Annotated in this window: 22 protein-coding genes; 13 read left to right on the top strand and 9 right to left on the bottom strand. The window is 59.3% G+C overall.

Annotated features, from left to right (window positions below):
- Positions 1 to 71 precede the first annotated feature (71 nt).
- Genes FTO60_RS16460 through FTO60_RS16420 form a run of 9 tightly spaced genes read left to right on the top strand, consistent with a single transcriptional unit; the run spans position 72 to position 4,608 of the window.
- A complete protein-coding gene (locus FTO60_RS16460; RefSeq protein WP_148056972.1) occupies positions 72 to 458 on the top strand; it encodes a FlgB family protein in 387 nt (128 codons plus the stop codon).
- 5 nt (positions 459 to 463) lie between these two features.
- On the top strand, positions 464 to 856 hold the full coding sequence (gene flgC, locus FTO60_RS16455; RefSeq protein WP_148056971.1) for a flagellar basal body rod protein FlgC: 393 nt from the start codon (positions 464 to 466) through the stop codon (positions 854 to 856).
- 11 nt (positions 857 to 867) lie between these two features.
- A complete protein-coding gene (gene fliE / locus FTO60_RS16450) occupies positions 868 to 1,155 on the top strand; it encodes a flagellar hook-basal body complex protein FliE (protein ID WP_148056970.1) in 288 nt (95 codons plus the stop codon).
- Entirely contained in the window at positions 1,155 to 1,421 is a 267-nt protein-coding gene (locus FTO60_RS16445; RefSeq protein WP_172623918.1) for a flagellar biosynthetic protein FliQ, read from the top strand. Before fliE ends, FTO60_RS16445 begins: the two co-directional genes overlap by 1 nt.
- 3 nt (positions 1,422 to 1,424) lie before the next feature.
- Entirely contained in the window at positions 1,425 to 2,141 is a 717-nt protein-coding gene (locus FTO60_RS16440) for a flagellar hook-basal body complex protein (RefSeq protein ID WP_148056968.1), read from the top strand.
- Positions 2,142 to 2,152: 11 nt separating this feature from the next.
- Positions 2,153 to 2,938, top strand: coding sequence for a flagellar basal-body rod protein FlgG (gene flgG / locus FTO60_RS16435; protein WP_148057194.1), 786 nt, complete (start codon positions 2,153 to 2,155; stop codon positions 2,936 to 2,938).
- The gene (gene flgA / locus FTO60_RS16430) at positions 2,935 to 3,348 is read left to right on the top strand and encodes a flagellar basal body P-ring formation chaperone FlgA (RefSeq protein WP_148056967.1); all 414 of its coding nucleotides are present in this window, start codon (positions 2,935 to 2,937) and stop codon (positions 3,346 to 3,348) included. The genes flgG and flgA overlap by 4 nt, the downstream gene beginning before the upstream one ends.
- Positions 3,349 to 3,357: 9 nt before the next feature.
- Complete coding sequence (gene flgH / locus FTO60_RS16425) at positions 3,358 to 4,089, top strand: flagellar basal body L-ring protein FlgH (RefSeq protein ID WP_148056966.1); 732 nt, start codon at positions 3,358 to 3,360, stop codon at positions 4,087 to 4,089.
- A gap of 9 nt (positions 4,090 to 4,098) precedes the next feature.
- Complete coding sequence (locus FTO60_RS16420) at positions 4,099 to 4,608, top strand: flagellar basal body-associated protein FliL (RefSeq protein ID WP_148056965.1); 510 nt, start codon at positions 4,099 to 4,101, stop codon at positions 4,606 to 4,608.
- On the opposite strand, the gene FTO60_RS16415 is transcribed toward FTO60_RS16420, so the two are convergent.
- From FTO60_RS16415 to fliL, 9 genes are all read right to left on the bottom strand, one after another.
- Entirely contained in the window at positions 4,609 to 4,992 is a 384-nt protein-coding gene (locus FTO60_RS16415; protein ID WP_148056964.1) for a hypothetical protein, read from the bottom strand.
- Positions 4,992 to 6,068: a flagellar biosynthesis protein FlhB gene (locus tag FTO60_RS16410; RefSeq protein WP_148056963.1), complete on the bottom strand. Its 1,077-nt coding sequence runs from the start codon at positions 6,066 to 6,068 to the stop codon at positions 4,992 to 4,994. The genes FTO60_RS16415 and FTO60_RS16410 overlap by 1 nt, the downstream gene beginning before the upstream one ends.
- Positions 6,069 to 6,845 carry a flagellar biosynthetic protein FliR gene (locus tag FTO60_RS16405; protein WP_148056962.1) on the bottom strand — a complete coding sequence of 259 codons (777 nt, stop codon included), beginning with the start codon at positions 6,843 to 6,845 and terminating at the stop codon, positions 6,069 to 6,071.
- Positions 6,842 to 8,932 (bottom strand): flagellar biosynthesis protein FlhA, encoded by a 2,091-nt coding sequence (flhA, locus tag FTO60_RS16400; RefSeq protein ID WP_148056961.1) that lies wholly within the window; start codon positions 8,930 to 8,932, stop codon positions 6,842 to 6,844. Before flhA ends, FTO60_RS16405 begins: the two co-directional genes overlap by 4 nt.
- Positions 8,933 to 9,085: 153 nt before the next feature.
- Complete coding sequence (locus tag FTO60_RS16395; RefSeq protein WP_148056960.1) at positions 9,086 to 11,332, bottom strand: hypothetical protein; 2,247 nt, start codon at positions 11,330 to 11,332, stop codon at positions 9,086 to 9,088.
- A complete protein-coding gene (motA, locus tag FTO60_RS16390) occupies positions 11,332 to 12,201 on the bottom strand; it encodes a flagellar motor stator protein MotA (protein ID WP_148056959.1) in 870 nt (289 codons plus the stop codon). The genes FTO60_RS16395 and motA overlap by 1 nt, the downstream gene beginning before the upstream one ends.
- Before the next feature lie 66 nt (positions 12,202 to 12,267).
- The gene (locus tag FTO60_RS16385) at positions 12,268 to 12,855 is read right to left on the bottom strand and encodes a MotE family protein (protein WP_148056958.1); all 588 of its coding nucleotides are present in this window, start codon (positions 12,853 to 12,855) and stop codon (positions 12,268 to 12,270) included.
- The gene (locus FTO60_RS16380) at positions 12,855 to 13,208 is read right to left on the bottom strand and encodes a hypothetical protein (protein ID WP_148056957.1); all 354 of its coding nucleotides are present in this window, start codon (positions 13,206 to 13,208) and stop codon (positions 12,855 to 12,857) included. The genes FTO60_RS16385 and FTO60_RS16380 overlap by 1 nt, the downstream gene beginning before the upstream one ends.
- Before the next feature lie 12 nt (positions 13,209 to 13,220).
- Positions 13,221 to 13,718, bottom strand: coding sequence for a flagellar basal body-associated protein FliL (gene fliL / locus FTO60_RS16375; RefSeq protein WP_254696836.1), 498 nt, complete (start codon positions 13,716 to 13,718; stop codon positions 13,221 to 13,223).
- A gap of 121 nt (positions 13,719 to 13,839) precedes the next feature.
- On the opposite strand from fliL, the gene fliF reads away from it, so the two are divergent.
- From fliF to fliP, 4 genes are read left to right on the top strand one after another with little or no spacing between them, the layout of a single operon-like run.
- On the top strand, positions 13,840 to 15,438 hold the full coding sequence (gene fliF, locus FTO60_RS16370) for a flagellar basal-body MS-ring/collar protein FliF (RefSeq protein WP_148056955.1): 1,599 nt from the start codon (positions 13,840 to 13,842) through the stop codon (positions 15,436 to 15,438).
- Positions 15,439 to 16,011, top strand: a complete 573-nt coding sequence (locus FTO60_RS16365) for a hypothetical protein (RefSeq protein ID WP_148056954.1) — start codon at positions 15,439 to 15,441, stop codon at positions 16,009 to 16,011.
- Positions 16,012 to 16,287 carry a FliM/FliN family flagellar motor switch protein gene (locus FTO60_RS16360; protein ID WP_148056953.1) on the top strand — a complete coding sequence of 92 codons (276 nt, stop codon included), beginning with the start codon at positions 16,012 to 16,014 and terminating at the stop codon, positions 16,285 to 16,287. It abuts the gene before it with no gap.
- On the top strand, positions 16,288 to 17,034 hold the full coding sequence (gene fliP, locus FTO60_RS16355) for a flagellar type III secretion system pore protein FliP (RefSeq protein WP_148056952.1): 747 nt from the start codon (positions 16,288 to 16,290) through the stop codon (positions 17,032 to 17,034). It begins immediately after the preceding gene.
- Positions 17,035 to 17,091: the final 57 nt, after the last annotated feature.

Raw genomic sequence — 17,091 nt, 5'->3', positions numbered from 1 at the left:
TTCATCTGACAACACCTTCTTAAGGAATCAGGGTTAAGCCTTAGTTGAAGCCAATCGAGGGAGAAGCCCCGATGTTCCAATCACTGGACGTTTTTCAGACCGCCTTTGACATGGCCCGTTACGCGGGGCAGCGTCAGGCCGTGACCGCGCGCAATATCGCGAATGCCGACACGCCGGGATACCGCGCGCAAAAGATGGATAGTTTCGCCGATACCTATCGTGGTGGCGAAACCACAGCTTTGCGCAGCACACGCGCGGGCCATATCGGCGGCACTGATTCAGGCGCAAGCGCCGCCCGTGTGCAAATAGCTGATGCAGAACCATCTCCCAACGGCAATTCCGTTTCCCTTGAAGAGGAAATGTTGCGCAGCGTTGAGATCCAGCGCGAATACGATCGGGCGCTTGCCATCTATAAGCACGGCCTTGACGTGCTGCAGACAAGCATCGGGCGGAGGTAGGTTTCATGACCGATTTTTCAAACGCCCTTGACGTTGCCGCGAGCGGAATGCGTGCTCAAGCCAGCCGCATCCGCCACGTGTCCGAAAACATCGCCAATACCGACACACCGGGCTATCGCCGCAAAACCGTGACCTTTGAAGAAGTCGTCGCACGTGGGGATCAAACGGGTGCTGTCGAAACCGGGCGCGTGCGGTTGGACCGCACTGACCTTGAACGCGTTTATGACCCCGCCCATCCGATGGCCGATGCAAGCGGGTATTACGACGGATCAAACGTGAACCTGCTGGTAGAAATCGCGGACGCCCGCGAAGCTCAGCGCAGTTACGAAGCAAACCTCAAGATGTTCGATCAGGTGCGGCAGATGTCATCGTCCCTGATGGACCTTCTGCGCCGCTAAGGAGGCGGATCATGGATATCAGATCAACCCTTGTTGCCCAGCAATATGCAGCCAACAAAACCGCAACCGCCCCGCAGCCCGGCGGAGAAGGCGGCACCGCCTTTGGCAAGGTCGCCGAGAGTTTCGCAGCGACCTTGCAACAAAGCGAACAGACGGCAATGGCCGCAATGACGGGCGGGGCCGATCCGCACGCATTGGTGCAGGCCTTGGCGCAAACGGAACTGGCCGTGGAAACCGCGGTGACCGTGCGTGACAAGGTGGTCGAAGCCTACCAGGAAATCCTGCGGATGCCTGTCTGATGGATGAGGCCGTGTTTTATGACACCCTGCGTCAAGGGCTTTGGATCACGGTGATCGTGTCCATCCCGATCCTGACCGTTGCCCTGGTCGCCGGCCTTACCGTCGGTCTGTTTCAGGCGTTGACGTCGATTCAGGAATTGACACTGACATTTGTTCCGAAACTTGCCGCGATCGGCGCGGTTTTCTGGCTGACGATGGGGTTCATGTCGGAAACGCTCGTGTCCTTTTTCCAAGACACTCTGATCCCGATTATCGCGGGGGGCTAGGCTATGGAAAACGCAACATATACCGCTCTCACCCGGCAATCGGGGCTGATGCGCGAAATGCGCACGGTGGCGAATAATATCGCCAACACCTCGACCACCGGGTTTCGCGCCGAAGGGGTTATTTTTGCCGAATATGTCAAGGCATTGGGGGCCGACGCGGAGTCGCTGTCGATGGCTACGGCCTCGGTGCGGGACACGCTTCAGACCCAGGGAACACTGACCCAAACCGGCGGCACATTTGATGTGGCGATCGAAGGCGAAGGGTTCTTTTTGGTGGAAACACCGCAGGGCGAGCGCCTGACCCGGGCAGGCAGTTTTACACCGAATGGTGATGGCGATCTGGTCACGCCCGAGGGCTACCGCGTTCTTGATGCGGGCGGCGCACCCATGTTCGTGCCCCAAGGTGTGCGCAGTATCGGTATCGCCCCCGATGGCACGATGAGCGCGGATGGCCAGCCTGTTGGTCAAGTCGGGCTCTTCGTGCCGACCGACCCGGCGGGCATGACCCGCGAGGATGGCGTCCGGTTCCGCGCCGATGGCGGGTTTGAACCAGCGCCCGAGGGGCGGATGCTGCAAGGATATCTGGAAGAATCCAACGTCAATCCGATCCTTGAAGTGACCCGCATGATCGAGGTGCAGCGCGCCTATGAACTGGGTCAGACGTTTATGGACAAAGAAGACGAGCGCATTCGTGGCGTGATCAAGGCCCTGAGCCAGTAAGGAGAAACATGATGCGTGCATTACGTATCGCAGCGGCGGGTATGACCGCGCAACAAACCCGGGTCGAGGTGATTTCCAACAACCTCGCCAATATGAATACCACAGGTTATAATGCGCGCCGCGCAGAGTTTGCCGACCTGCATTACCAACAGGTTGCACGCCCCGGCACGATCAATGCCTCTGACGGCACAGTGTTGCCCACCGGTGTTCAGCTTGGCCTCGGAGTGCGTCCGACTTCGGTGTCGGTCATGCTGTCGCAGGGCTCGCTCGCCTCGACTGGCGGCGATCTGGATCTTGCCATCGAAGGGGCAGGTTATCTTGAGGTCACGCTGCCAGACGGGCGCGCCGCCTATACCCGCGATGGCGGGCTGAAACGCACCGGTGAAGGGCTGATTGTCACATCGGACGGCTATCCGGTAGTGCCTGATATCACCATCCCACGCGATGCGCGCTCTGTCAGTATCAACGCCGAGGGCGAGGTTTACGCCTACTTCAACGATCGTGTCGAACCCGAATTGCTGGGCCAGTTCAGCCTGTCGGGGTTCACCAACGCCAAGGGGCTGGAAGCGATCGGATCAAACCTGTTTCTTGAAACGCCGGCTTCTGGTCCGTCGACCATCGCAACACCCGGACAAGACGGATTGGGCGTGCTGCGGCAGGGTTATCTTGAGGACAGCTCGGTCGATGCCGTGCGCGAAGTCACCGACCTGATCGAGGCCCAGCGCGGCTATGAACTGAACTCAAAGGTAATCACCGCGGCCGACCAGATGCTGGGCGCTATGGTGCAGATCCGATGATCCGTATTCTCTTCCTTTGTCTTTTGGCGCTGCCCGCTGGCGCAGAAACGCTTGTCGCCGCCCGCACGATTCCGGCGCGCACGATCATCGGCCCCGACGATTTGCTCCTTCGCGATATTGCAACGACCGGTGGCATCACTGATCCGTCCGTCCTGATCGGGATGGAGGCGCGGGTTGCCCTTTATGCCGGTCGACCAATTCGCCAGGGCGACGTTGGCCCGCCGGCAGTTGTGGATCGTAATCAGATCATCCCGCTGGTTTACATGCGGTCTGGCGTGATGATTTCGACAGAGGGCCGTGCGCTTGATCGCGCCGGACCCGGTGATCTGATCCGGGTGATGAACCTTTCGTCCCGTTCAACAGTGACCGCGCGCGTCGGGTCGGACGGCGCCGCCTATGTCTCATACTAAGGAAATAACATGAAACTGCGTCTTGCCGCTCTCATTCTATTGGCGCTGCCCGCGGCCTGCGGCCGATTGCAGAACATCGGCAAAGAGCCTGCGTTTTCACCGCCGACCGCAACGCCGGAACATGCCGCGATGTTGACCTATGGGATGGAGCCGGAACTGGCAGTAACGACCGTTGCGCCCGATACGCCCTCGCTTTGGACGGGCGCGCGGGGGTCATTGCTGGGGGACCGGCGCGCGGTTCAGCGGGGCGACATTCTGACAGTCGTGATCGAAATCGACGACCGCGCCGAGATCTCGAATGCGACCGATCGCGCGCGGACGGGATCCGAAAACATGTCGGTGTCTGACCTGTTCGGCATTCCGCAGCGGGTCAACGAAACGCTGCCCGATGGTGCCAGCCTTGACCCCGCCGTCGGCCTGTCTTCCTCCAGCGCCTTTGGTGGCAATGGTTCGGTGCGCCGCAACGAGCGGCTTACCCTGCGCGTGGCCGCAACGATCGTCGAAGAACTGCCCAACGGCGTTTTGTCGATCCAGGGCAGTCAGGAAGTGCGCGTGAATTTCGAGCTGCGCGAGTTGATCGTGACCGGCTACGTGCGCCCCGAAGACATCAGCCGACAAAACGAGATCACCTATGACAAGATTGCAACCGCGCGCATTTCCTACGGCGGACGTGGTCAGATCACCGACATGCAGCAACCACGCTATGGCCAGCAGGCCGCCGACATCCTTTTACCCTTCTAGGACCAAGACATGAAAAAGCTTCTTTTGCCCCTTGTTTTGTTGCTTGCCGGCACTGGTGGCGGGGTCGGTGCGGGACTTTTTCTTGCGCCCCCGCCGGCAGAGGACATGGCCGACAACTCCTGTGGCGAAATTCCCGCAAGCGAGACAGGCAGCGACACCGCCGCGGCGCCCGCGCCGGACACCGACCCCGACGGCAGCGAATACGCGCGGCTGAATAACCAGTTCGTTGTGCCCGTTATCGAGGAGGGGCGCGTTGCCGCACTGGTTGTTCTTTCGCTCAGTGTCGAGGTGCCTGTGGGCGGCAAAGAGTTTGTGTTCACCCAGGAACCCAAATTGCGCGATGTATTCTTGCAGGTGCTTTTCGACCACGCCAATATCGGTGGCTTTGAGGGCGCATTTACCAGCTCGCGCAACATGGGATTGCTACGCACTGCGCTTCGGGATTCGGCGATCGGCGCTGTTGGTGATCGTGTTCTTGATGTGATGATTGTCGATATCGTTCGGCAAGACGTGCAGTAGCTAGCTGTCGCGCGACGCCTTTAGGCGGCGCAGCTCCACCTCTCGATCACATAGGGCGCTGGTCGCTTGATGTTTGCCAAAGGCGGTGGCGAGCGATGCGCGCAAACTGTCCTGCGCGGCGCGCATTTTCGCGAGTTCAAGGTTCAACGCCTTGCGCCGCTCCTCGGCCCACATCTGCCAGCGCAGATCGGCACCTGCACGTTGGGCAGGATCTGGTTCGGATTCCGTTGCCTGCGCCGCTTTGCCGGGTGCCTTCAATGCCGCAAGCTGATCTTGCAGGGCCGAAATCTCGCGATTGCATTGCGCCATTCTGGCCTGCTCGGCCCGAAGTGCAGCATCGGTCAGGCGCAAAAGATCGCGCAGCTGTCCGACGTGCCTGGCCATCACCGACGCACTTTCTGCCGGATACGTTCAGCAAACCGGATCGCTGCGGCAACAGCGCGATAGTGGTCAACTCCGATTTCATCGCCGATATTCACGCTGGCATGCAGCGCGCGTGCTGTCGGCGGATCGGAATGGATTGGCACTGCATTTTCATTTGCAACCGCGCGGATGCGGGCCGCGATCTCATCAACGCCTTTCGCCACACAAACAGGCGCGCCACCGCTGGCGCGATCCCATTTCAGCGCCACCGCAAAGTGGGTCGGGTTGACGATCACCACATCGGCACCGGGCACGTCAGCAAGCATTTGCGACATCGCGAGCTCAATGCCCTTTTGACGCCGCTGCTGTTTCATCGCCGGGTCGCCTTCTGTTCCTTTCATTTCGTCCATGAGTTCCTTGCGCGACATCCGGTGTTTGCGCGTGTGTTCAGCCTGTTGCCACACGTAATCAACGGCGCCAAGAGCCGTGGCGACGATCAAGACAATGAACAGAAGGCCGATAACAAGTCGCAACAGTTCAGTCGTCACAAGCCCTGGCGTGAGATACATGGACCCCAAAATACGCGGCATCTGATACGTGAGATAAATACCAAGGATAACGCAGTAGAGCCCCAGTTTCGCGAAGCTTTTGAAAAATTCGAAGAAACCCGCGCGTCCGAATTTGTTTTTGAACCCCGATATCAGAGAGATGCGCGACATTTTTGGTTCTACCTTGGTCGGGGCGACGACAAATGCGCGCTGCGCGAGGACCGCCAAAAGCGCCAGTGCGGCCGGGACCCCGAACCAGGGAAGAAGCTTCGTCGCAACGGCAATCATAATGCCACCGGTCATTGGTGCGCCCGAACCTGCGAAAACATCGGTCGAAAACGTGTCGGCGTTGCCGAGGAGTGCGGCCAGCGCTTCGCCGAGGCCCAGCAATGACGTTGCCCCAAAAGCCATAGCCGTGAGAAGAAAGCCGCCATAACCGGCCGCTGTGATCAGGTCGGTTGATTTGGGCACTTCGCCCTTCTTGCGCGCATCATCAAGCTTCTTTTGCGATGGATCGTGTTGCTTGTCGTCGTCGCCCTGCTCGCTCATCTAAGGCGCTCCAAACGGATTCAGCATGAAGCTGCCAAAGGCCTCGACCCAGATTGAGAGAAGAATCGGGGCCGACACAAACAAGAGGATCAAGCCACCAGCCGTAATCGCTGGCGCGCCCACGAAGGAGACCATCAGCTGTGGCATCGCCCGGTTGATGACGCCCAGCGTGACATTGTAGATAAGTGACGCAATCACAAAAGGAGCGGCAAGCGTGAAGGCCAGTGCAAAGGCGCGGCCAACCTCGGTCACGCCCGCGTCTGAAACAACCGCAGGGGATGGAAACTGGCCTGCCGGGATCAGCTCGTAGCTATAGATCATGTATTCCGCGAGCCGGACATGCAGCCCAAGCAGCGCCGCCAACGCCAGCCCCGCAACCAATAGCATGTTCCCGATCGCGGGCAGAGGATCGACGCCCGCGCTGCCCCCGAATAGCTGCGACAGCGAGGTTGACTGTGCGGCTATCGTCCCGGCAATTTGCAGCGCAAGCACAAACAACCGCAACATCAGCCCCATAAACAATCCGGTCGCCGCCTCGGGCAAAATGATCGCCATTGTTGCAGCCAGCCCTGCGGGTTGGGATGGCAAAACCGTGAGAGCGGGCGAGACAACCAGAACGAACGCGATTGTGAGGCCAAGCCGCACCCGCATCGGCACCGATTGTTCGCCAAACGCGGGCAGCAGCGCCATCATTGCGCCGACCCGCACAAACACGACAAATCCTGCCCAGAGTGCCGCCTGCCCGATGGGCGCGATGTCCGCCAGGGCTTCGATCATGCGGGGACAAGTCCGACCAACGCGGGGCGCGCATCAACGCCGATTTCTTCGAATGACAACACCGGATTTGGGATGCCCTTGGCCGTCATGACCGTGCGCAGAAACCGCCGCCGTCGCATCGACGTAACCATCGCCGGATAGGCGCCGGTTTCGCCAGCCTGCGCAATCTTTTCAGCAATCGCCGTGGCGAGGCGATTAAAATCTTCGGGCGGCAAGGCGACATCGCCCACGCCCTTTTCGGACTTGATTTGATAGGTCGCAAATGTGTCCTCCCATTCGGGAGCCAGTTGAACCAGCGGAATGGTCCCGTCTGCCCGACGCATTTCGGCGACCAGTTGAAAACCAAGCCGCTGACGCACATGTTCGGCGATCCCTTCGGCGCTGGGATAGATCTGTCGCCCCTCGGCAGCGGCCTCGATGATCAAGGGAAGATTGCGGATCGACACGCGTTCCTCAAGCAGCAGACGTAGGACCGACAACAGCACGTCAACCGGCACCTTGTCGGGCATCAGTTCACCCAGCATTTTCCGGTTCGCCTCGCTGCGCGCCGCGTCACTCAGGTTGGTCATTTCATCAAGCAGGCGCCGCAAAGCCTTGAGCGTCATCAGACGCGGAAAATTGCGTTTGATAATCTCGAGCAGATGGGTCGCCAGGACTTCGGTCGGTGAAACCGTGGTCAGACCCGAGAGCGCCGCCGTTTCCTGATCCTCGGGTGCGATCCAGCGCGCCGGGGCGCCGTAAACCGGCTCGCTTACATCTTCGCCAAGGACCGGCGGCGCGGCAGGACCAGATAAAAGCGCAAGCATTTTTTCGGGCCGCAGGCTATCGCGCACCTGTTCAACGCCAAGCACTTTGACAACGTATTGTCCGGGCGCAAGGGCCGCATTATCGGTCAGCCGGATTTCCGGAAGCAGCACGCCAAATTCCGTTGCCACGTGGTTGCGCATATTCGCGATGCGCGCGTCCAGCCCTGTGCCCGGATCAAGAACCATATCAACAAGATCTGGTGCAAATTCGAGATGGATATCATCAAGGTCCAGCATGTCACCCATCGATGCGGCGGCAGGCGTCGCAGCAGTTTCATCACCCGATTTCACGCTCGCTTCGGCTTCGCGTTTCACTTTGCGCGCCATCACATAAGCGCACGTGCCAAGTGTCAGCGCCCCAAGAACAAACGGAATGAAGGGCAAGCCGGGCACCAGCGCAAAAAGCGCCATCAACACGGCCACTGTTGTCAACGCCGCAGGATGACGCCCAAGCTGCCCGACAATCGCGAGGTCTGTCGCGCCCTTTGCCCCGCCACGCGCCAGTAGCAATGCCGAGGCGATCGAGATAATAACGGCTGGGATTTGACTGACGAGACCATCGCCGACCGTCAGGATCGCATATGTTTCGAAGGCGGTTCCAAGAGGCATGTCGTGCAGGCTCACCCCGATCACGAGACCCATAACAAGATTAAGGCCGGTAATCAGAAGGCCGGCAACCGCATCGCCTTTGACAAACTTTGAAGCGCCGTCAAGCGATCCGAAAAACGTTGTTTCCGCCTGTTCGGTTTCGCGGCGCAGCTTGGCTTCGGCGTGGTCGATTGCGCCTGCGCTCATGTCGGCGTCGATGGCCAGTTGTTTGCCCGGCATCGCATCAAGGGCAAAGCGCGCGCCGACTTCGGCCATGCGGGTCGCACCCTTGTTGATCACCACAAAGTTCACGATCAGCAAGACGCAAAAAACCACCACGCCCAATATGACGCTTCCGCTCATCACGAAGTTTGCAAACCCTTCGATGACGTCCCCGGCAGCCGAGGTGCCCGTATGCCCTTGGCCGATGATGAGTTTGGTTGACGAAACGTTGAGCGACAATCGCAGCATCAAAGAGGCAAGAAGAACGGTTGGAAAAGCGGAAAAATCCAACGGACGCTCGATGAACAAGGTGACCGTGAACATCAAAATTGCCAGTGCAAAGGACGCGGCCAGCCCGATGTCGAGAACCGCAGCCGGAACCGGCAAGATCATCATGACGATGATTGCCATCAGCGCCAGCGCGAGCAGAACGGTCGGGCGGAATATACCTCCCAATGTCAGGCCCTGCATGCGGCTGCCCAGCGAGAGATTGCGTGAATATTTCTGTTACCGTGGGCGGGTAACTGCAGGCCGAAACGGGGATTCATGGTCAAGCGCTTTCTGCAGCTTCAATGCGGTCAGCCTAATCGGCGATGGTTTACAAACCGTAACCACGCAAGCGCCCTAATTCATCGGCTGCGCCAAATCGCCCTGTTCAATTGGAAATCTGTCAAGCAAGTCCTGCACGAGCGCGCGTGTCTCGCCCGAATTCAGCAAAAGCTGTTCGCGCTGCGCCAAAGGGGAGTCGGGGACAGGCGGTTCGGTTTCGCCAAGCATGCGTCGGGATACGTCACGCAAAAGCGGGTCTGAATCATCCGAAAGGCGCGCCCAGGCCCCGGCGCGCCATGCAAGATCCGTGTCAGGCTCATCCTCTTGCGCGGCACCCTGGTGGGCGGCCAGTGCACCGCCCAGATCACCGCGTGCAATCAAGGCGTCGGCGCGCAAACGCGATGCGCGGGGGTCGGTCATACCGGCGATTTCCTGCAAGGCGTCCTCGGGTTTTTCAAGCGCTATGTAGGCCGATGCGCGCAGGTAGCGGCGCTCGCGCATCGCGTCACGGCTTGCGTCAGCCAAAAGCAACTGTGCCGCGCGGTCTGGAAACCCCAGCGCAAGCAGGCGCGCGGCGGCTGCGTTTTCAGTTTGCGCGTCAACATCGGGTATCATATCCTCGAAAGCAAACGCCAAAAAGGCGGCATCCGACATGGTCGAGACCGCGCGCATGGTTAGATCGCTTTGCAGCGCCACCTGTGTTTCGCGGTCCACGTCAGGTGATATTTCATCGATCACCGCAAGTGCTGGAAGGATCATTCCACTGTGGCCAAGTGCGCGCGCATGGGCAACCCCAAGGTCCACGGCGATGTCGCTGTTGCGAAGTTCGAAACGTAGGGCGGCGATCAACTCCAGTGTCGCTTGATCAAAACCTTGATTTTGTTCGATCGTGAGGTCGATAAGTTCCATAAGACCCTTTGGTGTAACGCGCCCGCTCGCACCTGTGGCATCGCGCAGCCGCGCAATTGCCGCATCATCGTCGCCATCGCGCTGCGCAATATCGGCTGCCACGAGGGTCGTATCCGCATCATTGCCTGTGATTGCCTGTTCAGACGCCTGCAAGATCATGGCAGCCGAGTCGGCGTCATCAATATCAAGAAACCGCGCGGCAAGTGTTGTTCCAAGGTGCCCGCGCAGCCCCTCTGGCAACGACCGATGCGCCAGCAGCACCGAATTGCGATCAATACCGACAGGTTTGTCGGCCAGGCTTTCTACGGCCAAAGCCGCCCAAAGCGCACCCGAACCATCACACCCAAGCTGTGCGCTGAGCAGCCCGTTCGGCACCGTCCCGCCATCAACGACAACGGCCATTTCCGCGAGAACCTCGCGCGACTTCGAGCGTATTCCATCAAGCGCCAATGCTTGTAACGCTTCTCGGCCAAAGCCGTAGTAAATGTAGCTGCGCGCCAGGTCTTCGGGGGCGTTGGGCGGAACGCGGTCGAATTCCTCGGTCAGTGCCGTGCGTTGCGCGCCGATATCCAGGTTGAAAACCCCGGTCGCGGACCATGCGGTGAGGTCGAATACCTCGGCCCCCAAACAGGTTTCGCCCTGATCTGACAATGGCGTGGTCGTGATATGCGGAAATGCCTGATCAAAGGAGGTGCGCATGCTGATACCGGGTTGTCCGTCGGTCGGCACGGCATCTACGTTGGAATCGGGCGTGACCACTGGTTCTGTCACCCCGACTTCATCCATTTCGGGTTCGGATGTTGGCACCGACCTCGTTTGGGGTTGTGGCGCGATTTCGATAACACCCTGGGACGAAGCCCGCGCGAGGCTTTCGAGCAAGGCGCGTTCGGTCGCGGTGATATCGACCGAGGGCGTTTCCTTGGGGGCAAGCGGCACTGCAGGTGGGCTGATTGATCCGGCAAGCAGAGGGAGAGCGACAGGCGTCGGCGCATCTTCTGACGGGCGAGGTCGTGGCGCGTCCGGCGCGACCTCAAATTCGGAATCGGCGGGCGCGATACCATCGACAACGTCGATCACCACACGGTCCGGCCGCCACAAGAACGCATCTGCGTAGCAGTTGGTGCAAGATATCACGATCGCGAGCGCAGCACCGTCTTGCATGGTTTGCAGATCGGCGATGCGGGTTCGCGGGATGCGATCAAATACCTGCGCAATATCAAACTGCTGCTGCCCATTCACGATACTGAAAACATAGCGGTCCGGTCTTCGGCGCAGCGTCCACTCCGCGTCAACGGGAATGGGCAGGACAAGCCGTGTGAATGTTTCGTGTTCACCGCTGCGCACACTGTCGTCCTGAGCGACAAGCGCACCACCCCACAGAATAAGAATGACGTAAAGCCAGTGTCGCACCATCAGGCCGCCTCTTGTTTGGTGGATTTCAGCGCATCTTCAAGGTCGGTAAAGCTGGGGCGGCAAGAAGCGGGTGTGTTCTGGCGACCGACTTCAATGCAGATGTTGGGCGCATGCTGATGGAGGTTCGCGACCAGCACCTCGCGGATGAGCTGTTGAAAATGACCGTCTTCTTCGATCACGGTCTTGACCCGCGCCGCGAAGGGGCCAACCAACCCATAGGCCAGAAACACGCCAAGGAACGTTCCAACAAGAGCGCCGCCAATCATTTTACCAAGAATTTCAGGAGGTTGATCAATCGAGCCCATCGTTTTAATCACACCCAAAACAGCCGCGACGATCCCCAGCGCGGGAAGGCCATCGGCGATTTGTTGCAAGGCATGTGTCGAGTGGAGCGAATGATGCAGCGTTGCCTCAATGCGTTTCTCCAGCACCTCTTCAACTTGATGCGGGTCGTCATAATTCATCGTGGCGGACCGCAAGGTATCGCAAATCAAAGCGACCGATTCCCGGTCACCTTGAATCTTGGGGTATTTTGAAAAGATGCTGCTGTTATCAGGCGCTTCGATGTGTTCCTCGAGCCCGACGGGATTAGCGCGCGCGAGGCGGATCAGTTCAAACAGCAAACACAGCAGATCGCGATAATCATCAGGTTTCCACTTGGGGCCTTTGAACACTTTGCCGACGTCTTTCATCGTATGTTTGATCGCGGACATATCGTTGGACAAAACAAATGCCCCGACCGCGGCACCGCCGATCATGATCATCTCGAAGGGGAGGGCTTGGAGGATGATCCCCATCTTGCCACCGGCAAGCATGTAGCCGCCAAAGACGGTCACAAAAATCACAATGATACCGATCAACCCAACCATGGTATTCCTCTCTCAAGTCTTGGTGCCACTGTGGCACGGCACTGGTTAAGGCTTTGTCATTGCCAGCTATCGAGTCGGGACTTCGGCATTGCGACCGGCTATCACAACGCTGATCGAATAAGCCGTAGCGGGTTCAAGGCCGGTCAGGATGGCGGCGGCCGCATCGGGCCGCATGCGTGATAGAAAACCCGAAGCAAATTCTGGCGCCATTTCCTCGAAGAGCGCGGCGGCATCGCGCGGCTTCATATTCTCGTAGACAGCTGTCAGGCGACCGATATCATCCTCTGCAGCAGTGGATGCCGCAGCGAGGGTTGCAGCAAGCGTTGCCTCGGCTTCTTCAAGTTCGGCAAGGCGGCTGGTGATTTCCTGCTCAGCAACAGCGAGAGCCTGAAGCCGATCGGCGAATTGCGTTTCGCGGCGGGCGACACGCTCCTCGCGGGCGGCAAGGGCCGCAATCAATGAATCACTCGCAACGCATTGATCGCCAGCGACTTGAGCGGCGTCCTGCACGATGGATTCAGGGGCAACTTGGGCATTAGCAAAGGTTTGCTCTGCTTCGCCGCCCAGCCGCAGAACACCGGACGCAATGAAAAGCCCGAACACAACATAGAGCGGGCCACGGGCGCGGCGGCGCGGGGTCTGCGGTCTTGCCATTACGCATCCTCCAGCTTGGGCTGGCGCCGTTCAAAGAAGGGGCTGATCGGGGCCTGCCTTTGCGGTTCCGGCGGGAGATCATGGAGTGACGCAACCAGCAGTTCGATCCGCTTTGCCGCATCATCAGCCTTGCCGGTTTGTGCCGCCAAAGTCTGCGCCGACTCGCCCGCGCTTTTCTGGGCCATGACCAGGGCCTTGGTCAGGTCATCCACCTGCGCAGAAAGCACAGCCACAGCACCGCCGACCCCTGTTTCAAGATCTGTAAAGCGCCGCAAACGACGTGCAAGAACATAGCAGTAAAGCGCGGCACCAAGCGCGCCGGCTGCAAGAAGAATATCAGCGATCATTGCCATCGGTAAGCCTTTCTAGCTTAAAACAAATTCCATAATGAGAAGGTCGCGCACTCGACCCTCGCCTGCGACGACCTGCACGCGGCGCAACATTTGCGCGCGCAACCGCATCAACGCGTTGGGATCATCAAAATCGGCGACTTCGACGGCGCGCAAGTAACCGTTCAACACGTCGACGATGCGCGGTTTGATCGCTTCCACATCAGCGGCATATTCCGGGGCCACTTCGATTTGCGCGACAAAGCGCAGATATTGTCGCCCCGAACGATTCGGGAGCGAAATCAGCAGCGGCTCAAGCGGAACGAAGGCCACCGGCGGCAGGGGTTCAAGTGGGTCGGGCGCTTGCGCCATGTCGGTCGTGGGACCGCCCCCGATCAACCCCATTTGCACGGCCATAAAGCCGCCACCGCCACCCAGCAAGGCAAACACCAGCCCCAAAACAAGAGGCATCTTCGATCTCTTTTTCGGTGCGTCTTCGTCGCTTTCGGGGTCGGGTGCAGTTGCGTCGCTCACAGCCGTTGCTCCTTGTTTCTGTCCACCCTGCATATCCCGATAACAGCTAACCGATTGTTAAGGCTGATCGGTCAAAGTCAGAGCAACCGGGCAGAAGTCCCGCCTTGATTTGGAGAATCCATTGGAAAACCTGCCCGCCGTCTGGACATCACTTTCACCTCGCCGCCGTATCGCGGTGATTGGTGCAACGCTTGTGGTTTTTGTTGCCGTTCTGATGCTGGGACGCGGCGCGAGCACGCGGGATATGGCGTTGCTTTATTCCGGGCTGGAAAGCAGTGCGGCGGGTGACGTGATTGCCTCGCTTGAACAATCAGGTGCCGCCTATGAGGTGCGGGGCGGGGCAATTTTCGTCGAATCAGCACGCCGTGATCAATTGCGCATGACACTTGCCAGTGAAGGGCTGCCCGCCAATAGCGCACGGGGTTATGAACTGCTCGACAACATGTCGGGCTTTGGCACGACGTCACAGATGTTTGACGCGGCCTACCTGCGTGCCAAGGAGGGAGAGCTGGCGCGCACAATCGTCGCTTCGGCCCATATCCGCACTGCGCGCGTCCACATATCCACGCCGTCAGGGCGGCCGTTCGCGCGCGATGTTTCACCAACTGCGGCGGTCACGGTCACGACCATTGCCGGTGTTCTTTCTGCACAGCAAGCGAATGCCTTGCGCTATCTGGTGGCATCGGCCGTATCGGGATTGACCCCTGATAATGTGGCCGTGATTGATGGCGACGGTGGCCTTGTGACGGGTTCGGATGATCCCGCCAGCATGGTGAGCGGCGATGAACGTGGTCAGCAGTTGCGCGAAAGTGTCGAACGGCTTTTGGCGGCGCGTGTCGGTTACGGCAATTCTGTGGTCGAGGTGAGCGTCGAAACCGTCACCGAAAGCGAATCCATTCTGGAACGCACGTTCGATCCTGACAGCCGCGTGGCAATCAGCACCGAAGTTGAGGAACGCATCACCGCCTCTGAGGACAGCCGCGGTGGTGATGTGACCGTGGCCTCAAATCTGCCCGAAGGTGACGGCGCTGGAACCGGCGGCGCATCTAAAAACGAGGACGCCGAGAACCGGACAATTACCAACTACGAAGTATCAGAAGTGCAGCGGGAAATTCTGCGCACCCCTGGTGCGATCCGCCGTATTACGGTGGCCGTTCTGGTCAATGACGAAACGGTCGAGAACGCGGCAGGCGAACCCGTCACCACCCCACGCACCGAGGAGGAAATGGCGGCCCTGCGCGATCTGGTCGCGTCAGCCGTTGGCTACGACGAGGCCCGGGGCGACGAGATTACGATCCGGTCGCTGGCCTTCCAGCCGGTTCCGGTACTTGGGACCGAAGCGCCGACCGTCGCGCCCACCACCCCATTGAACCTGATGACGTTGATTCAGGTCGGCGTTCTTGCGTTTGTTGCGCTTGTTCTTGGGCTGTTTGTCGTGCGTCCTATCCTTGCATCAGGGCGCAGCGCACCCGCAGCCTTGCCAAGCCCTGAACCGATAGCGCTTGAAACGCGTGCGCAACCCGCCCCTGAGCAGACCGCCCCCGCGATGATCGAGGGGGCCGTCGCAGATGGGGCGCCCCCCGCGATCGCCGGCCCTGTCGGCGACCAGGCCGATGGTGATCCCGTTACACGGTTACGCAAGATGATCGAAGATCGGCAGGATGAAACTCTGCAAATTCTCCAATCTTGGGTCGACGAGCCTGACGAGGCGCGCGCCTAAATGAAAATGCACGCACCACAGTTTCAGGATTTCGAAGCGGTCAATCCCGCCGCGGATCAAACCGATTTGCGTTCCGCTGACTTTGACGTCGGCTTCGAGGAAGGCGTGGTCGAAGGTCGCCGCCTTGCGGTCGAGGAGGACGCCTTGATGACAGCTGCCGCGGCACAATCACTTGTGGACATGCAATTCGGTTACGCAGAGGCGCGCGCGCATTTCGTCGCTCTCCTCGAGCCCTTGTTCAACGAAATGGTGACGAGCCTTCTGCCGGAAATCGCGCAGGAGTCACTGCCCGCGACGGTCGCCGCCGCCCTTCAATCTGTCGCGCTTCGCGATGTGTCGGCACTGGTCGAAGTCGCAGTGCACCCAGACAACGTTGCCGCGCTATCGCGTTTGATCGCGCGTGAAAGCGGCCCACCGATCCAGATAAAAGCTGCGCCGGATCTGGCGTTGACACAGGCGCAACTCTGCACGCCGACGGGCGGCGGGACACACCTGGATATCAATCATGTTGTCACCGAGATGTCGGCCGCATTGGCCGCATTGTTTGACCCCGAAAACCAAAGGATTGCCTAAATGACAAACGCGAACGCCGAAGGCCACCCACTGCACGATGTCCCGATTGAAATTACCATCTCGGTCGGGCGGGCCCGCCCGATGGTGCGGGATCTTCTCGCGTTGCAGGAAAATGCCGTTCTTGCTTTGGACAGGCGGGTCGATGATCCCGTGGAGCTTTATATCGGTGACCGGCTGATTGCACGTGGCGAATTGCAGGAGCTTGAAGGCGGCGAGGCGGGCCAGCTGGCCGTTCGCTTGACCGAAGTTGCCAATACCACCGGCGAGTCCGGCTAGATGCGTTTTCAGCACACGAGATCCGCCCTTTTTACGTCGATCTGCGCTGCATTATTGCTTGTTGCGGCACCTGCGCAGGCGCAAGAGGTCGCGATTTCCCTTGGCGGTGACGGTTCTCTGACCGCCAGGTCTCTTCAGCTAATCGCATTGATCACGATCCTGAGCATCGTGCCCGGCCTTGCCATCATGGTGACCTGCTTCCCGTTTATCGTCACCGTCTTGTCCATCCTGCGCCAGGCAATCGGCCTGCAACAAGCACCACCAAACATGCTGATTGTCAGCCTTGCCCTGTTCCTCACCTACTTCGTAATGGAGCCGGTCTTTGTTGCCGCGTGGTCGGCGGGCATCGAGCCTCTACTCAATGAAACGATCGGAGTCGAAGAAGCGTTCGCCGAAACGATGGGGCCATTTCGGTTCTTTATGGCTGGTCGCATTGCACCCGATACATTTGCTGCGCTTGCCGAATTGCGCCCCGACCTGATTTCAACCAACCTGACACCAGAGGCACCGCTTTCGGTTCTGGTTCCCTCCTTTCTTTTGAGCGAGGTCGAGCGAGCATTCCAGGTCGGGTTTCTTATCTTTTTACCTTTCCTGATCATCGACCTTGTCGTTGCCGCGATCTTGATGTCGATGGGGATGATGATGGTGCCGCCGGCGATCGTTTCGCTACCATTCAAGCTGGCGTTCTTTGTTGTCGCCGATGGCTGGGCGTTAATCGCGGGAAGTCTGGTGCGCAGCTACTACTGACAAAAACCACGGGGTCAAGCTTTCGCACCCGTTTCGTTGCAAGTATCCACCGCGCGT

The organism is Octadecabacter sp. SW4, assembly GCF_008065155.1.
In the GTDB taxonomy this organism is placed as follows: domain Bacteria; phylum Pseudomonadota; class Alphaproteobacteria; order Rhodobacterales; family Rhodobacteraceae; genus SW4.
Note: the sequence above shows the minus strand (reverse complement) of the source record. Positions and strands in the feature narration are given on the sequence as shown.

Coding starts and splice junctions, on each gene's coding strand:
- FTO60_RS16460 (WP_148056972.1), top strand. CDS start 72: ATGTTCCAATCACTGGACGTTTTTCAGACCGCCTTTGACATGGCCCGT.
- flgC (WP_148056971.1), top strand. CDS start 464: ATGACCGATTTTTCAAACGCCCTTGACGTTGCCGCGAGCGGAATGCGT.
- fliE (WP_148056970.1), top strand. CDS start 868: ATGGATATCAGATCAACCCTTGTTGCCCAGCAATATGCAGCCAACAAA.
- FTO60_RS16445 (WP_172623918.1), top strand. CDS start 1,155: ATGGATGAGGCCGTGTTTTATGACACCCTGCGTCAAGGGCTTTGGATC.
- FTO60_RS16440 (WP_148056968.1), top strand. CDS start 1,425: ATGGAAAACGCAACATATACCGCTCTCACCCGGCAATCGGGGCTGATG.
- flgG (WP_148057194.1), top strand. CDS start 2,153: ATGCGTGCATTACGTATCGCAGCGGCGGGTATGACCGCGCAACAAACC.
- flgA (WP_148056967.1), top strand. CDS start 2,935: ATGATCCGTATTCTCTTCCTTTGTCTTTTGGCGCTGCCCGCTGGCGCA.
- flgH (WP_148056966.1), top strand. CDS start 3,358: ATGAAACTGCGTCTTGCCGCTCTCATTCTATTGGCGCTGCCCGCGGCC.
- FTO60_RS16420 (WP_148056965.1), top strand. CDS start 4,099: ATGAAAAAGCTTCTTTTGCCCCTTGTTTTGTTGCTTGCCGGCACTGGT.
- FTO60_RS16415 (WP_148056964.1), bottom strand. CDS start 4,992: ATGGCCAGGCACGTCGGACAGCTGCGCGATCTTTTGCGCCTGACCGAT.
- FTO60_RS16410 (WP_148056963.1), bottom strand. CDS start 6,068: ATGAGCGAGCAGGGCGACGACGACAAGCAACACGATCCATCGCAAAAG.
- FTO60_RS16405 (WP_148056962.1), bottom strand. CDS start 6,845: ATGATCGAAGCCCTGGCGGACATCGCGCCCATCGGGCAGGCGGCACTC.
- flhA (WP_148056961.1), bottom strand. CDS start 8,932: ATGCAGGGCCTGACATTGGGAGGTATATTCCGCCCGACCGTTCTGCTC.
- FTO60_RS16395 (WP_148056960.1), bottom strand. CDS start 11,332: ATGGTGCGACACTGGCTTTACGTCATTCTTATTCTGTGGGGTGGTGCG.
- motA (WP_148056959.1), bottom strand. CDS start 12,201: ATGGTTGGGTTGATCGGTATCATTGTGATTTTTGTGACCGTCTTTGGC.
- FTO60_RS16385 (WP_148056958.1), bottom strand. CDS start 12,855: ATGGCAAGACCGCAGACCCCGCGCCGCCGCGCCCGTGGCCCGCTCTAT.
- FTO60_RS16380 (WP_148056957.1), bottom strand. CDS start 13,208: ATGGCAATGATCGCTGATATTCTTCTTGCAGCCGGCGCGCTTGGTGCC.
- FTO60_RS16365 (WP_148056954.1), top strand. CDS start 15,439: ATGAAAATGCACGCACCACAGTTTCAGGATTTCGAAGCGGTCAATCCC.
- FTO60_RS16360 (WP_148056953.1), top strand. CDS start 16,012: ATGACAAACGCGAACGCCGAAGGCCACCCACTGCACGATGTCCCGATT.
- fliP (WP_148056952.1), top strand. CDS start 16,288: ATGCGTTTTCAGCACACGAGATCCGCCCTTTTTACGTCGATCTGCGCT.